The organism is Agrobacterium sp. ES01 (assembly GCF_050320885.1).
Taxonomy (GTDB): domain Bacteria; phylum Pseudomonadota; class Alphaproteobacteria; order Rhizobiales; family Rhizobiaceae; genus Allorhizobium.
On the sequence record NZ_JBNQTH010000003.1, the window covers coordinates 378,238 to 393,182 of the forward strand.

Below are 14,945 nucleotides of genomic sequence, written 5' to 3' on the forward strand. Positions count from 1 at the left end.
AGACTAACGGTTCTCGCGGCGGGAACAAGCGCCAAATATCATAGTCAGATGCGGAAAATCTTGCCCGGATTGAATATGTTGTCGGGATCGAGCGCGCGCTTCACCTGCCCCATGATGTCCACGGCATGGCCAAGCTCCTGCCGAAGAAAGCCCATCTTGCCCTGCCCGATGCCGTGCTCGCCGGTGCAGGTACCATCCATCTCCAACGCCCGCGTATTCAACCGCTCCAGGAACTTCTCTGCTTTGGCAACTTCAGCAGGATCCTTGTCGTTCATCAAAACGAGAACGTGGAAATTTCCGTCCCCGGCATGCCCCACAATCGGTGCCAGCAATCCGGTCTCGCGGATGTCCGCCTGGGTCGCTTCCACGCATTCTGCAAGCCTTGAAATCGGAACGCAAACATCTGTGGAAAGACCATTGAGCTCAGGCGCAAGCGCCCTGCCCGCCCAATATGCGTTGTGGCGCGCCTTCCACAACTTGGTGCGCTCCTCGGCATTGGTTGTGTATTGAAACGCGTCAGCGTCGAATTCGGCGGCGATCTCCCCAAATTGTTCGGCCTGGATCGCAACAGTCTCCTCCGTGCCGTGAAATTCGACAAAGAGCGTCGGTTTTTCCGCATATGAGAGATTGGAATAGGCGTTCACCGCCTTCATCTGGGTCTCGTCGAGTAATTCAATGCGCGCCACCGGAATCCCCATTTGGATCGTCATGATCACAGCATCACACGCCGCTTTCAGGGTCGGAAAAGCGCATACGCCACCTGATATCATCGCGGGAATGCCCTGCAGCTTCAGCGTGATTGACGTGATGATCCCGAGCGTACCTTCAGATCCGACAAAAAGCCGGGTCAAATCATATCCAGCTGACGTCTTGCGCGCGCGGCGCGCCGTGCGGATTTCCTCACCGTCAGCCGTAACCACGGTCAGCGAAAGCACATTGTCTTTCATCGTGCCGTAGCGAACTGCATTGGTCCCCGAGGCACGTGTCGCCGCCATGCCGCCAAGAGAGGCATTGGCACCCGGATCGATCGGGAAGAACAGGCCTGTGTCGCGCAGATAGACATTCAGGTCCTCGCGCGTGACGCCCGGTTGAACGGTGCAATCCAGATCCTCGGCATTGACTTCAAGAACCTTGTTCATCCGGCTGAAATCCAGAGAAATACCGCCATGCGATGCATTGACCTGACCTTCTAGCGACGATCCGGTACCGAACGCGATCACGGGAACCTTGTGCTCGGCACAGGAACGCACGACCGTTTGCACGTCTTCAGTCGTCTCGACAAAGACCACACCGTCCGGAAGCTGCGCCGGCAGATAGGTGGTGGTATGCGCGTGTTGTTCGAGGAAAGATTGCCCGGTCTGAAACCTGTCGCCAAAAACCTGCTTCAACAGTGCGAGAACCGTCGCGATACCGTCCTCGTTGCGCGCTCCCGTGATGACATCCTTCATCGCCATGGCGAAATCCCTTATGCACTTCCATTGCCAGCGCGCAAAGTGACGCGCCTCTTGCCGCGAGATATGGGATAGATCGGCGTGGCTTGTCCAGATCACATTCTGGCCCAAGTGACGGATGTGTCAGTTCAGGCGGACTTTAGTGTCTCGCCGAGAAAGGTCAGAAGCCGGGTCCAGTGGCGCTCGCTGCCGTCGCGGTCATAGACACCGTGATCGCAGATCGTCCAGCCATGCTTCATGTCCTTGTAATTTTCCAACATGAAGTCGACCTCGGCCTCAGCCATGGCTTCGGCCAGCCGCCCGGCCTGCGCCGGCGGGAAGGACCCGTCGACACCGGCAGCACCGACATAAACACGCGCCTTGATCGACTGAGCGCCAAAATGCGGACTGTCTGGAGCATATGTCGCAAGATTGCCGCCGTGAAAGCTTGCAGCCGCCGCCACGCGCTCCGCATAGCGGGCTGCGGTCGTCAGCGCATAAGCGCCACCCATGCAATAACCGACGACACCGACAGGACCGGTCGCTCCGGCCTCATCGAGTGCGGCGATAAAGGCAGCACTGTCGCTTGCCGTCATCGCCTGCGTGGTCTCAAGCTTCATTGCTTTTAGTTTTGGACCGGCAACCGGGTCGGAAAAGGCGGTCTTGGGATCGAAGTCCTGCTTGTTCTCGAAGCGATAGAAAAGATCGGGAACAAGAACCGTATAGCCTTCATTGGCCAGCCGCTCCGCCATGGTTGTGAGCGTCGATCGAAGCCCGAAAATATCCATATAAAGGATCACGCCCGCCTTGGAGGCAATGGCATCGGCAGGCTTCACCAGAACGGCCTTGGCCACGCCTTCTGCGGTGCTGATCTCAATCATATGTGTCGTCATGCAAAAGTCTCCTGCTTATCGGCAGTCATTCAGCAGCCTCGAGCGAAGCCGCAATATCCATTTCCTGACGCAGGCGTTTTTCTTCGTCGCCACGCGGCTTTGAAAACCGGGCAAGCGCCAGATAGGCGACCGGTGTCACATAGAGTGTGACGATTGTGGCAAGCCCCAGTCCGCCCACCATCACCCAACCGAGGGCGATACGGGCCTCGGCACCGGCGCCGGAGGCCAGCACGAGCGGCACACCGCCCAGCACCGTCGAGATCATCGTCATCATCACAGGGCGCAAACGCATATTGGATGCGTTCTCGATTGCATTGCGAACCGATTGCCCCTGATCACGAAGCTGATTGGCAAATTCGACGATCAAGATACCGTTCTTGGCCATCACCCCGACAAGAAGCACCAGCCCGATCTGCGAATAGACATTCAGCGATGAACCCGTCAGCACCAGCGCGAAGACGGCACAGGCAAGCCCGAGCGGCACGGTCGCCAGAATGATCAGTGAAGACAAGACGCTTTCGAACTGCGCCGCCAGGACCAGAAAGACAATCACGATGGCGAAACCGAAGGTCGTGCCCATGCCGCTTGAATTTTCATTCAGCGTGGCTGCCTCCGCCAGCGGCATCAGCCTTGCGCCGGGCGGCAAAAGCGGTTCGGCGATGGCTTCGGCAACGGCAAGCGCCTCACCAAGCGACGTCCCCTCGTTCAATCCGGCATTGATGCTAACCGACGCCAATTGCTGCTCACGCGACAAGGATGGCGCGACCGCATTCTCCTTCAGCGTGGCGATCACCGACATCGGCACGAACTTGCCTTCGCTCGTCTGCAGGAAGATGTTCTCAAGATCGGTCGGATCATCGATTGGCCGCGTGGTCGATACCAGTTTCACCGGATAAGACTTGCCATCGACGAAGACATCACCGATGGAGCGACCGTCGAGCAATGCCTGCATCGCCTGCGCAAGCCCCGTTATATTGACCCCGAGATCGGCCGCGCGTTCACGATCGATCACGACCGATAGCTGCGCCTGACTGACATCGTCGGCCAGACGCGGATTGTCGAAACGGCCGTCCCGTTCCATGGCATCGACCACGGAAAGAGCGGCCTGGGTCAGCTTTTGATGGCTCGAACCGACAAGCGCGAAACTGAGACCATTTCCTCCGCCGCGGATTTTCAGAGAATTGGGCTGAATGGCAAAGGCACGGACGGCAGGCACTTTTACGGCCGCCGCATTCACGTCCTTTGCTATCTCGTCCTGGCTGCGGCTGCGCTCATCCCAGGGTGCCAGCGTCAGCACCATGAAGCCGCTGTTCTTGCTGCTGCCAAATCCGGAAATAGAGAACAGATTGATGATCTCTCCACTCTCGCGCAGGGGTTCAAGGTTTTCCTCAACCCGGCGCATCTGATCACGGGTATATTCGAGGCTGACCCCTTGCGGAGCAGACACCCGCATCAACAACAGGCCGCGATCCTCGCGCGGCGTCAACTCGTTGGTGATCAGCTGGAATGCGCCAAAGGCTGCTCCGGCAAAGACGATGGCAACGATGAACACGACGAACGGTGCTCTCAGACAGCCGCGAAGCGTATAGCGGTAGAGATCGGAGAAGCGGTTCCCCAACCTGCCAAGCATACCCGGGTCAGGATCGACATCGCGGGTCAGCAGCCGAGACGCCAGCATGGGACAGAGTGTCAGCGCCACAATCGATGACAGCGTCACCGAAAAGGCCAGCACGAAGCCGAATTCGCGAAACAGTCCGCCCACCTGCCCCGGCAGGAACGACAGCGGCACGAACACAGCGGCAAGCGTGGCCGTGGTGGTGACGACCGCAAAGAACACCTCCCGAGTGCCAAGCACGGCTGCTGCCCGAGGTCCAAGGCCTTGTGCTCGACGCCTGACGATATTTTCCAGCACGACAATCGCGTCATCCACCACCATGCCGGTGGCAAGCACAATCGCAAGCAAGGTCAGAATATTGATCGAGAAACCGAGCAGATAGATCGCGGCAACCGTCCCGATCAACGCCACCGGCATGGTGACCGCCGGAATGATCGTCGCCTTGGCGTCGCGCAGAAACAGATAGATGATACCGACCACGATGATCGCTGCCAGTGCCAGCGAGCGCACCACTTCTTCGATGGAGCCGCGGATGAACACGGCATCATCGCTGGTGATGCGGATCTGCGTGCCTTCAGGCAAGGTCTTCGAGATATCCGCAACAGCCTTGGTCACGCCATCGGAGATGCTGAGCGTATTCGATTGTGCCTGACGAATGATGCCAAGACCGATGCCAGGGCTGCCATTGGCCCGCAAAGTGGTCGAACTGATATCCGGCCCCAGGGTAATGGTGGCCACATCGCCCAACCGCACGCGGTTCTGGATGATAAGACTTGCAAAATCCTCCGGCGTCTTCAGCTCCGCGGTCGCCCGCACCACGATATTCTGCGTGGCACTGTTGAGCGCGCCTGCCGGCACGTCAAAGGCAAGGTCGCTCAGCGCAGTGGACAGATTGGCGATGGTCAGCCCACGGCTGGCAAGCGCTGCCTGATCGACATCGACCCGGAAAATCTTTTCCTGATCCCCGTAGATATCGACATCCGCGACGCCATCCACTGCGGCAAGCCGGTCGACGATCTCGTCATCGACCAGTTGCGTCAGATCGTCGAGGCTGAGACTGTCCGACGTGATCGCCAGCCGCATGATCGCACTGGAATCGGCATCGGCCTTGATGATTCGTGGTTCGTCCGATTCGTCGGGAAGCTCATTGGTGACACGGCCAATCGCATCGCGAACATCGGTCGAGGCCACGTTGAGATCCGTTGCATCGGAAAATTCGAGCGTCACGCGGCTGGAGCCGAAGGACGAGGACGACGACATGGATTTGAGCCCGCTGACCCGTGCCACCGCCCCCTCGATGACCGTCGTCACCTCCTGATCGACCGTTTCGGGCGACGCACCTGAAAATGTCGTGCGAACGGTAATCACCGGACGGTCGACATCCGGCAGTTCACGAACCTCGACGCCGTAAAGCGCAGACAGGCCGGCAACGACGATCAGGGCATTGAAAACAAGCGCCAGGATGGGGCGTCGCACGAACAGCGCGGTGAACCCGCCATGATCGGCTGACGGCAACAGACCTTCTTCGCGATCGCTCATTGCTTGGCCGCCTCCTGCTGAGGCGCCTCGGCGGATGGCTTGGTATCGGCCGGACGTTGCTCGCCGGCGATTGCGACCTCACCGCCGGCCCGCACACGCTGCACACCCTCGATGATAATGTCATCCCCGGCGGACAATGCCGCTTCCACGAGAATACTGTCGGGATTACGCTGCACGATGCGCACGGTAACCTTTTCGGCCTTGCCGTCACTCACCCGCCAGACATAGGAGCCGTCGCTGTCCCACTGGATCGCAAGCGGATCGACGGCCGGATAGTCTTCACCGTCGAACGTCATGGCGACCGTAAACGCCATGCCGGCCCTCAGATCGTCATTCTCGTTGGCAATGCGGGCCCGCACATGAAGCGTGCGGCTGGCCTCATCAATGCGGTTGTCGATGGCCTCGACCGCACCGCGATAGAGCCCTGCCGGACGCGCAACTGCCGTTGCCTCGACCGGTTGGCCGACCTTGATGATCGGCGCGAAACGCTCCGGAACCCAGAAATCGACGAGGATTTCCGAACGGTCATCGAGGCTGACAATGGCTGTTGTCGTGGTAACATTATCGCCGGGATCAACGGTGACGATGCCCGCGACGCCGCTGATGGGCGCGGTAATTTCGCGCCGCTGCAGATTGAGCGCTGCCGTCTCGACCGCAAGCTTTGCAGTCTGGACCGCGATATCGGCGTTGAAAGCATCGATACGGGAAATGGTCGACTTCAGGTTCTCGTAGAGCTTCGCCTTTTCCAGAGCGCTGTTCAGTTCCACCTTGGCTTGATCGCGCGCAATGATCTGTTCCTCGTCCTTGATGCGGGCCATCACTTGACCGGCCTCAACGAGATCGCCGGATTTGACCAGCACTTCCTTCAACGTGCCGGCCACCTGTGGCGTGACGATGACAGATTGAACCGCCTCACCGCTGCCTATCGCTGTCAGGCGGTCGTTCACCTTGCCGATCGCGACCGGCTGAACCACCACCTGAGGCGTATTTCCGAAACCGCGGCCACCGCCGCGCTTTGCACCGGCTGCATCCCCCCCTTCGGTCTGCGAAGTCGACACCATGGCAACGACGCCAGCTGGAACGCCGAGCCGCGCCAAAACGGCACCACTGCCGGGCACGAGCCAGATCCAGACAAAGAACCCCGCAACGAGGACGATAATTGCCAGAAGCAACTGTTTCCAAAAGGCCATGCAATCTCCGCAAGTGACACTGAAATAGAACTGATTTGCGATCGCCGCGGCCCAGCGTCTTGGAACGGCTCAAGCCCAATATTCATGACTGCGTTGCAACCGCAACCCGCCATCATGAACATTACGAAACTGTCATTATCCTGAGGTGTTGCGAAGCCCGGCGACATTGAAACGCAAGCCTTTATTCGCACCCATGCGGGCTATTGACCAATCACATTCACGACAGCGTCCGGCACGATATCCGCCAAAGCCGGCAATTTTCCGTTGCATAGTGACCTTTTGGGAATGAAAGGAGAACATCTTTTCTGGCCTTTCGGTTTCGAATCACTACATTGAGCCCCATGACCAGTGGTTTTAGTGATATCCCCTTTTTCGACGAGGAGCCTGACGAGCCGCGCAAGCCCTCAAATGCCCCTGCCCCCCAGGCCCATGCGCCCAAGGAAGGCGGGCTTGGCATTGCGGCCCGCGCCATGGCGGCGCGCGATCAGTCACGGGCACCCGATTACCTGTCAGGCCTCAACCCGGAACAGCGTGAAGCGGTGGAAGCGACCGAAGGCCCCGTTCTGGTGCTGGCGGGCGCCGGCACCGGCAAGACCCGCGTTCTGACCACCCGCATTGCTCATATTCTGGAGACGGGCCGCGCCTGGCCAAGCCAGATTCTCGCCGTGACCTTCACCAACAAGGCCGCGCGCGAGATGAAGGAGCGTATCGGGCTTCTGGTCGGTGGCGCGGTCGAAGGCATGCCCTGGCTCGGCACCTTCCATTCCATCGGCGTGAAACTGCTGCGTCGCCACGCCGAACTGGTTGGCCTGCGCTCCGACTTCACCATTCTCGACACCGACGACGTCATTCGCCTGATCAAGCAGTTGATCCAGGCAGAAGGCATCGACGACAAGCGCTGGCCGGCCCGCCAGTTTGCCGGAATGATCGATGGCTGGAAGAACAAGGGGCTCGATCCGTCACAGATCCCCGAAGGCGATGCCCGTGCCTTTGCCAATGGCAAGGGTCGTGAACTCTACACCGCCTATCAGAACCGGCTGAAAAGCCTGAACGCCTGCGATTTTGGCGATCTTCTCTTGCACCCCATCCGCATGTTCAAGGCCAATCCGGATGTGCTGCGGGAATATCACGACAAGTTCCGCTATATTCTGGTCGACGAGTATCAGGACACCAACACCGCGCAATATATGTGGCTGCGGCTTTTGGCCCAGCGCCCCAAGGGCGTGGCCCAGAATGTCTGTTGCGTGGGCGACGACGACCAGTCGATCTATGGCTGGCGTGGCGCGGAAGTCGACAATATCCTGCGGTTCGAGAAGGATTTCCCCGGCGCCAAGGTGGTGAAACTGGAGCGCAATTATCGATCCACCGAACATATTCTGGGCGCTGCCGGCCATCTGATTGCCCATAACGAAGGCCGCCTTGGCAAGACGCTATTCACCGAACGCTCCGAACCCGACGATGAAAAGGTCGTGGTGCATGCTGCCTGGGATTCCGAAGAGGAAGCCCGCGCAGTCGGCGAAGAAATCGAGCGCCTGCAGCGTGGCGATGCAGACGGCAAGAAACACAAGCTCAACGATATGTCGATCCTCGTGCGCGCCTCCTTCCAGATGCGCGAATTCGAAGATCGTTTTGTAACCCTTGGCCTGAATTACCGCGTCGTCGGCGGCCCGCGCTTTTATGAGCGGCTCGAAATCCGCGATGCCATGGCCTATTTCCGCCTCGTCTGCCAGCCTGCAGACGATCTGGCCTTCGAGCGCATCATCAACACGCCCAAGCGTGGTCTGGGCGACACCTCGGTGCGCGCCCTGCATGATTATGCCCGCGCCCGCGACATTCCCATGTTGCAGGCCGCAGGCGACATGACCGAGACCGACGACCTGAAACCCAAGGCCCGCAAGGCCCTGTTTGACGTCGTGCAAAACTTTCGCCGATGGCAGGAACAGCTTGAAACCGTTCCCCATACCGAACTTGCCGAGCAGATCCTTGAAGAGTCCGGCTACACCGATATGTGGAAGAACGACAAATCGGCAGAAGCGCCGGGTCGTCTGGAAAACCTCAAGGAGCTCATCCGCTCCATGGAGGCGTTCGAGAGCATGCGCGGCTTCCTCGAGCATGTCTCGCTGGTCATGGATGCCGAGCAGAACGAGGATATGGACGCCGTCTCCATCATGACGCTCCATTCCGCCAAGGGACTGGAATTCGAAACCGTCTTCCTGCCCGGATGGGAAGAAGGCCTCTTTCCGCACCAGCGCGCGCTGGATGAAGGCGGGCGCTCGGGCTTGGAAGAAGAACGCCGCCTCGCCTATGTCGGCATCACCCGCGCCAAGCGGCGCTGCCATATCTGGTTCGTATCCAACCGCCGCATCCACGGCCTTTGGCAATCCACCATGCCGTCCCGCTTTCTCGACGAGCTGCCATCCGCCCATGTGGATGTGGCCGAATCCGAGGGGAATTATGGCGGTTATGGTCGTGGTGGCTACGGACAATCCCGCTTCGACAAGCAGGAGCCCTTTGAAAACAGCTATTCCACCCCCGGTTGGAAGCGCGCCCAGGCCAACAAGACCGACGCCACCCGCAACAATTGGGGCAATCGTTCCGGCCATGCGGTCGAACGCATCGGCTACGGCGAATCGGGCCCGCGCGGCAAGACCATCGATGGCGAACTGGTGGCCAAGTCGACCGCCACCGAACCGTCGAAATATTCAGTCGGCGACCGTGTCTTCCACATCAAGTTCGGAAACGGCAACATCGCGACGATCGAAGGCAACAAGCTGACGATCGACTTCGACCGGGCCGGGCAGAAACGCGTGCTGGACGGATTTGTGGAGCGGGTGTGAGGCGGCAATCGCCAAACTGGAAAATCAGCCCTCAACCATCCGCTGATGATGCAGTTCCAGAAGTTCTGCCTGAACGGCCGCCTGGAAATCCATGATCTGGGCGCGCATTTCGTCTTCGGCGCAGCCGCGGGCGGTCAGTTCAGCGCCAAGCGCGCGGCACTTGTTCTTCCAGAAGTCGAGAGCCGCCTGACCGTTATGACTGTCGAGTTCGCGTGCGGCCTGGCGCACCACGTCGGACCGCTGGCTGATGGGAAAGAAATGGAGGGCTCCGGCGGGGCTTTTGGCGGCGGCTGAACGCGTCATTCTTTACTCCCTGAACCGCTTGCGACACACGCTGCAAGACCGGCTGATTGCATGATCATCATGCGGCAATAATAGGCCCGGGCAATCGCCCCTGCCCCTGCTTCGCAGATTCGTCAAAGGTGCCCCATCAGGGTTAAAGAAACCTTGCAGCAGTGCCGGCTTCATCGACATCACGGCCGTTTTTCCAAGCGAACTGCAGAGCGCCGGGCGCGTCGAGAATATGACGCACCCAGCATAACCCCTTGGCAACATTACATAACTGTAATTTTCTTTGCCCCGGTTTCGTCATTTTTCAGGCAAAGTCTCGTATTCGCCGGCGTTGAGCACTCCTGCAAAACCGCCCGGCATCGAGACATTTTTCATTTCGAAACATTGGGAGTAATGGGATGACTTCTCCTCGTCACCTGCCTGCAGCCCTGGCGCTTGCCGGTGGGCTTGTGCTTGCCGCAATGCCAGCTCTGGCCCAGCAGGACACCGCACAGCCGACCGGCCTGTGGCTGACCACCACCTATCCTGCACTGACCGAAAAGATCGGCCAGGACGCAACCTTGCCGCTCAGCCTGCAAAATGCCGAGATGCCGCCGGCCCGCGTCGATTTTTCCGTCAGCGGTCTGCCGTCTGGCTGGACGTGGACGCTGCTTGGCGATGGCAAGGCGGTTGAAGCGGCCATGGCGGGCCCCAACGAGACCCGCGCCCTCCAACTGAAGCTCACACCGCCCGACGCGGCCAAGCCCGGCAATTACGCCTTCACCGTTGCCGGCCACACCGATGATGGCAGGACCCTCACGCTGCCGGTCAAGATCACGCTGGCTGCCGCCGAGCCTGACAAGCTGACGCTGAAACCCACCTTGCCGGCCCTGCGCGGCACGCCAAAATCCTCCTTCGACTACGATGTAGCCATCCAGAACGATAGCACCGAGGATAATGTCGTTAATCTTCTCAGTCAGGCACCGCCCGGCTTTACCGCAACCTTCAAGGAACAGTATGGCAGCAACGAGCTGACCAGTCTGCCGCTGAAAGCCGGCGAGACAAAAACGGTGAAGGTTTCCGTGAAGCCGCCGGCGCAGGTCGCAGCTGGCCAGTATCCGGTCAAGGTCGGCGCATCCGATGCCAAGGCCCAGGGCGAGACACAGCTTGTTCTCGATGTGACCGGTCAGGCAGACTTGCAGCTTTCAACCGCCGATGAACGGCTCTCAGGCCGCGCCGAAGCCGGCAAGGAGCAAAGCTTCAAATTCGTGGTCGCCAATTCCGGCACGGCTCCGGCCGAAAATGTTGAAGTGAGTGCCAACGCACCTTCGGGCTGGAAAGTCACGGCAAGTCCGGAAAAAGTGCCGGAAATCGCCCCCGGCGACAAGGCCGACGTTTCCGTCACCATGACACCGTCCGACAAGGCCATTGCCGGTGACTATATGGTCAGCGTGCGCGCTCATGGCGATGGCCTGTCCGACAGCCAGCAGTTCCGCGTCACCGTCACCACCTCCACGGTATGGGGTCTGGCAGGTCTTGGCACAATCGGCGCTGCCGTCATGGTTCTGGCCTTTGCAGTCACCAGGTATGGCCGCAGATGAGCGCCCCCGTCATCGAGGCGAAAGGCCTCACCAAACGCTACGGTCAGCACGTCGCCGTCGACGGACTTGACCTGACAATCCGGCAGGGCGAAATTTTCGGCCTGCTGGGACCAAACGGGGCCGGCAAGACCACCACCATTCTCCTGCTTCTCGGTTTGACAGAGCCGAGCGGCGGCGAGGTGAAGGTTCTGGGTCGAAATCCACTGCGAGAACCGCTGGAAGTGAAACGCCGCGTGGGCTATCTGCCCGATGCTGTGGGGTTTTACGACGGCATGACAGCTTTCGAAAACCTCGCTTACACGGCAAGGCTGGCCGGCATTGCCGGTGCCGAGATCGGCGCGCGCGTCGATGACTCCCTCAAGCGCGTCCGCCTAGACCATGTGCGCAACAAACGGGTATCGGACTTTTCGCGCGGCATGCGCCAAAGGCTCGGCATCGCCGATCTCCTGGTCAAGCAATGCGAACTGGCCATCCTCGACGAGCCGACCTCGGGCCTCGATCCGCAGTCCACGCAGGAACTGCTGGACATGATCCTGAAACTGGCCGCCGACGGCATGACCATCGTCTTGTCCTCGCACATGCTGGCCATGGTACAGAGCATCTGCACCCGCGTCGCCCTGTTCAATGCCGGCAAGGCCGCCCTTGTCGGCCGGGTCGATGATCTTGCCACCCAGGTGCTCGGTGGCTCGCATGTGGTCGAAGTGGAAGCGCAGGGCTGCGATGCCAAGGCGCTCACCGAAAAACTAGATGGCGTCACCCATGTCAGCCGCTCCGGTGGCGACACGATCCGCATCGAAGCCGATCGGGATGTTCGCGCCGCCGTCTCGAAGGCGATTGTCGATGCCGGCGGTTCGTTGAAGCGGCTTTCCATGGACCGGACCAGCCTCGACGAGGTCTATGTCCGCTATTTCAAGGAGATGCATCATGAAGCAGCGTGAAGGTTCCCCCTTTTCGGGACTGGCCGCCGTCGCCCTCAAGGAGGCGGCAGACCATATGGCGAGCGCCCGCATGCATCTGGTCATGCTGCTGGTGCTGCTGACGGCGGCTGGCTCGATCTATGGCGCCATCGGCCAGATCAAGGACACGGTGGGACAGGACCAGTTCCTGTTCCTGCGTGTCTTCACCACGGCCCAGCAGCCACTGCCTTCTTTCGTCACCTTTCTCGGCTTCCTGTTGCCGCTGATCGGTATCGCGCTCGGCTTCGACGCGATCAATGGCGAATATAACCGCCGCACCATGAGCCGCATCCTGTCCCAACCGATCTACCGCGACGCGCTTCTGGCTGGCAAGTTCCTCGGCGGGCTGACCATCATCGGCATCTGCCTCGTCACCTTGTGGCTGCTGGTCACCGGCATGGCTCTGATCACGTTGGGGCTGCCGCCATCGGGTGAGGAAGTGGCACGCGGCCTCGCCTTCCTGCTCGCCTCGCTGTTTTATGCGGGCGTATGGCTCGCCGTGTCGATGCTGTTTTCGACGCTGTTCCGCTCACCGGCGACCTCGGCGCTGGCAGCACTGACCCTGTGGCTGGTGCTGACATTATTCTGGGGCATGATCGCGCCGCTTGCAGCATCGGCCATTTCCCCGGTCGATCCCTATAACCCGCTCACCCTCATTTCGCAGGCCGAGTGGGCGCATGATCTTGCCAGGCTATCACCGGCGACGCTCTATCAGGAGACGATCCAGGCACTGCTGAATCCGGAAACCCGCTCTCTGGGCCTTGTCTTCATGAGCCAGCTGCAAGGTGCCTTGATGGGAACGCCACTGCCTCTGGATCAGAGCGCATTGCTGATCTGGCCGCAGTTCTCGGGACTGATTGCGGCGATGATCGTCATCTATACCATCGCTTACGTCGCGTTCCAGCGTCAGGAAATAAGAGCCTGAGTGATAGGCGGCCCTTGGCAGTCGGGCATGAAGCCCGGCTGTCGCAGTTTCTTCAATGGCACTCGCCTAGAAGTCGAATAGCGCCTGCTGAACCGGCATGTCCGGTGCTGGCTTTGCCTTCGCAGCCTTAGGTTTGTCGGTCTTGGGCTTCTCACGCTTCGGCTTGGCGGCTTTTGGTGTCGGCTCCAAGACAGCATCGTTGTCGGTTCCAGCTGCGGCCATTGGCTCGGCGACGGCTTCGAATGCCGCAACCTTCTCCACACCCATGGCAGCAGACAGATTGATACCTGCCGGCTCCAGCATCAGTGCCAGTTCCTCGATATAGATGGAGAGATCGTCGCGAGCCGGCTCTTCCAGCACGGATGCACCGACATAGCTCCAATAGATGAGCTTGATGCGGCGGCTTGCGGTGTCGCGCTCCAGACCACGGCCAACGGCCAGTTCCTCCATCAGCGCCAGACGGCGTCCGTCGATTTCGGCAAGGGCAGCGCGTGCCATCGGTTCTTCGATCGCCCAAAGCCGCATCTGCCGCTCGCGCATGGCACCGGAGCCGAAAGCCTGTTTCAGCAGGTCTCTGACGCTGGTGTCGTCGGCAGCGAACTCCTTGTTGAGCATCCCCATCCTTTCGTCCGTCCAGCGACCGATCACGGCACGGTGAAAGGAACCGACCTCGGGGAAATGCCAGTAGAAGCTGCCGCGCGTGACGTTCAGCATCTTCGACAGGGTATCGGCTTTGACAACCCGAAAACCGTGGGCCTCAAGCGCCTCGAGCCCTGCCAGAATCCAGGCTTCCACGCTCATCTTCTTTGACGTGCCGCTCAACTCAACCTCGTGAAACCGAAAAGCAATTACCTCATTGCCCTCTATAGAAGCGATCAGTGAGCGGCAACATACATCCGTGTCCTGACGCAAACCATGCACAGCTGTCTTTACCTTTTGGGCGAAAACGCGGCATCGATTGCCTAACCCTTCCAGTCTCTCCGGCAATTTCGGGCAATTTCCCGATTGATCCCGAAGACGGCACTTGGCATTCTCCGCCCAGATAGACAAAGGATTTTTCATGACCAAGGCCCTGCTTCTCGTCGACATTCAGAATGGTTTCTGCCCCGGTGGCAATCTGGCAGTGCCCGAAGGCGATAAGATCGTGCCCATCGCCAACCGGCTGATGGATGCCGGGGGGTATGATCTGATCGTCGCCTCGCAGGACTGGCATCCAGCCAACCATGGCAGCTTTGCGTCGCAACATGCCGGCAAGCATCCGTTCGAAATGGGCGAACTGGCAGGCCAACCGCAAATGATGTGGCCCGATCACTGCGTGCAAGGCAGCAAGGATGCCGAGTTCCATCCGGATCTTGAGACCGGCAAGATCGATTATATCCAGCAAAAGGGCGAAGACCCGGCGGTCGACAGCTATTCGGCCTTTCGCGACAACGACCAGACAGCCCTGACCGGCCTTGCCGATTACCTGAAATCGAAGGATGTCACGGCCGTCGATATCTGCGGTCTGGCCACGGACTATTGCGTGAAGTTCTCCGCTCTCGACGCCGTCGAGATGTTGCCGGGCACCACCGTTCGCTTCATCTCCGATGCCAGCCGCGGCATCGATCCAGCAGGCGTCGAACAAGCAAAAGAGGAGATGCGTGCCAAGGGCATCGCTATCGTCGACAGCACTGACATCCTCGGTTGACC

11 protein-coding genes are annotated in these 14,945 nt (G+C 59.8%); 5 read left to right on the forward strand and 6 right to left on the reverse strand.

The genetic code is table 11. From position 1 onward, the window contains the following. Positions 1-44: 44 nt before the first annotated feature. From ACQQ2Q_RS11130 to ACQQ2Q_RS11145, 4 genes are all read right to left on the reverse strand, one after another. On the reverse strand, positions 45-1,454 hold the full coding sequence (locus tag ACQQ2Q_RS11130) for an FAD-binding oxidoreductase (RefSeq protein ID WP_428187129.1): 1,410 nt from the start codon (positions 1,452-1,454) through the stop codon (positions 45-47). Between the two features lie 125 nt (positions 1,455-1,579). Continuing rightward, positions 1,580-2,323, reverse strand: a complete 744-nt coding sequence (locus ACQQ2Q_RS11135; protein WP_428187130.1) for a dienelactone hydrolase family protein — start codon at positions 2,321-2,323, stop codon at positions 1,580-1,582. Between the two features lie 25 nt (positions 2,324-2,348). After that, positions 2,349-5,477 (reverse strand): efflux RND transporter permease subunit, encoded by a 3,129-nt coding sequence (locus ACQQ2Q_RS11140; RefSeq protein ID WP_428187131.1) that lies wholly within the window; start codon positions 5,475-5,477, stop codon positions 2,349-2,351. Beyond that, positions 5,474-6,667, reverse strand: coding sequence for an efflux RND transporter periplasmic adaptor subunit (locus ACQQ2Q_RS11145; RefSeq protein ID WP_428187132.1), 1,194 nt, complete (start codon positions 6,665-6,667; stop codon positions 5,474-5,476). Before ACQQ2Q_RS11145 ends, ACQQ2Q_RS11140 begins: the two co-directional genes overlap by 4 nt. A gap of 341 nt (positions 6,668-7,008) precedes the next feature. Between ACQQ2Q_RS11145 and ACQQ2Q_RS11150 the strand changes: the two genes are divergently transcribed. After that, positions 7,009-9,504 (forward strand): ATP-dependent helicase, encoded by a 2,496-nt coding sequence (locus ACQQ2Q_RS11150; protein ID WP_428187133.1) that lies wholly within the window; start codon positions 7,009-7,011, stop codon positions 9,502-9,504. 24 nt (positions 9,505-9,528) lie between these two features. Here ACQQ2Q_RS11150 and ACQQ2Q_RS11155 read toward each other — a convergent pair whose 3' ends face one another. Then, positions 9,529-9,807 carry a DUF6074 family protein gene (locus ACQQ2Q_RS11155; RefSeq protein WP_428187134.1) on the reverse strand — a complete coding sequence of 93 codons (279 nt, stop codon included), beginning with the start codon at positions 9,805-9,807 and terminating at the stop codon, positions 9,529-9,531. Positions 9,808-10,193: 386 nt separating this feature from the next. Here ACQQ2Q_RS11155 and ACQQ2Q_RS11160 point away from each other — a divergent pair, with 386 nt between their 5' ends. The 3 genes from ACQQ2Q_RS11160 to ACQQ2Q_RS11170 are packed head-to-tail and all read left to right on the forward strand — an operon-like array spanning position 10,194 to position 13,256. Next, positions 10,194-11,375, forward strand: coding sequence for an NEW3 domain-containing protein (locus tag ACQQ2Q_RS11160; RefSeq protein WP_428187135.1), 1,182 nt, complete (start codon positions 10,194-10,196; stop codon positions 11,373-11,375). Continuing rightward, positions 11,372-12,313, forward strand: a complete 942-nt coding sequence (locus ACQQ2Q_RS11165) for an ABC transporter ATP-binding protein (protein ID WP_428187136.1) — start codon at positions 11,372-11,374, stop codon at positions 12,311-12,313. The genes ACQQ2Q_RS11160 and ACQQ2Q_RS11165 overlap by 4 nt, the downstream gene beginning before the upstream one ends. Next, complete coding sequence (locus ACQQ2Q_RS11170; protein WP_428187137.1) at positions 12,300-13,256, forward strand: ABC transporter permease subunit; 957 nt, start codon at positions 12,300-12,302, stop codon at positions 13,254-13,256. Before ACQQ2Q_RS11165 ends, ACQQ2Q_RS11170 begins: the two co-directional genes overlap by 14 nt. Positions 13,257-13,322: 66 nt before the next feature. Here the strand turns inward: ACQQ2Q_RS11170 and ACQQ2Q_RS11175 are convergent, their stop codons facing one another. Next, positions 13,323-14,078, reverse strand: a complete 756-nt coding sequence (locus ACQQ2Q_RS11175) for a TetR/AcrR family transcriptional regulator (protein WP_428187138.1) — start codon at positions 14,076-14,078, stop codon at positions 13,323-13,325. Positions 14,079-14,316: 238 nt separating this feature from the next. Here ACQQ2Q_RS11175 and pncA point away from each other — a divergent pair, with 238 nt between their 5' ends. Continuing rightward, a complete protein-coding gene (gene pncA / locus ACQQ2Q_RS11180) occupies positions 14,317-14,943 on the forward strand; it encodes a bifunctional nicotinamidase/pyrazinamidase (protein WP_428187139.1) in 627 nt (208 codons plus the stop codon). Positions 14,944-14,945: the final 2 nt, after the last annotated feature.

What these genes read in the sequence shown, in the direction of transcription:
- ACQQ2Q_RS11170 (WP_428187137.1), top strand. Translation starts at nt 12,300, where the DNA reads ATGAAGCAGCGTGAAGGTTCCCCCTTTTCGGGACTGGCCGCCGTCGCC.
- ACQQ2Q_RS11145 (WP_428187132.1), bottom strand. Translation starts at nt 6,667, where the DNA reads ATGGCCTTTTGGAAACAGTTGCTTCTGGCAATTATCGTCCTCGTTGCG.
- ACQQ2Q_RS11165 (WP_428187136.1), top strand. Translation starts at nt 11,372, where the DNA reads ATGAGCGCCCCCGTCATCGAGGCGAAAGGCCTCACCAAACGCTACGGT.
- ACQQ2Q_RS11140 (WP_428187131.1), bottom strand. Translation starts at nt 5,477, where the DNA reads ATGAGCGATCGCGAAGAAGGTCTGTTGCCGTCAGCCGATCATGGCGGG.
- ACQQ2Q_RS11150 (WP_428187133.1), top strand. Translation starts at nt 7,009, where the DNA reads ATGACCAGTGGTTTTAGTGATATCCCCTTTTTCGACGAGGAGCCTGAC.
- ACQQ2Q_RS11130 (WP_428187129.1), bottom strand. Translation starts at nt 1,454, where the DNA reads ATGGCGATGAAGGATGTCATCACGGGAGCGCGCAACGAGGACGGTATC.
- pncA (WP_428187139.1), top strand. Translation starts at nt 14,317, where the DNA reads ATGACCAAGGCCCTGCTTCTCGTCGACATTCAGAATGGTTTCTGCCCC.
- ACQQ2Q_RS11160 (WP_428187135.1), top strand. Translation starts at nt 10,194, where the DNA reads ATGACTTCTCCTCGTCACCTGCCTGCAGCCCTGGCGCTTGCCGGTGGG.
- ACQQ2Q_RS11155 (WP_428187134.1), bottom strand. Translation starts at nt 9,807, where the DNA reads ATGACGCGTTCAGCCGCCGCCAAAAGCCCCGCCGGAGCCCTCCATTTC.
- ACQQ2Q_RS11135 (WP_428187130.1), bottom strand. Translation starts at nt 2,323, where the DNA reads ATGACGACACATATGATTGAGATCAGCACCGCAGAAGGCGTGGCCAAG.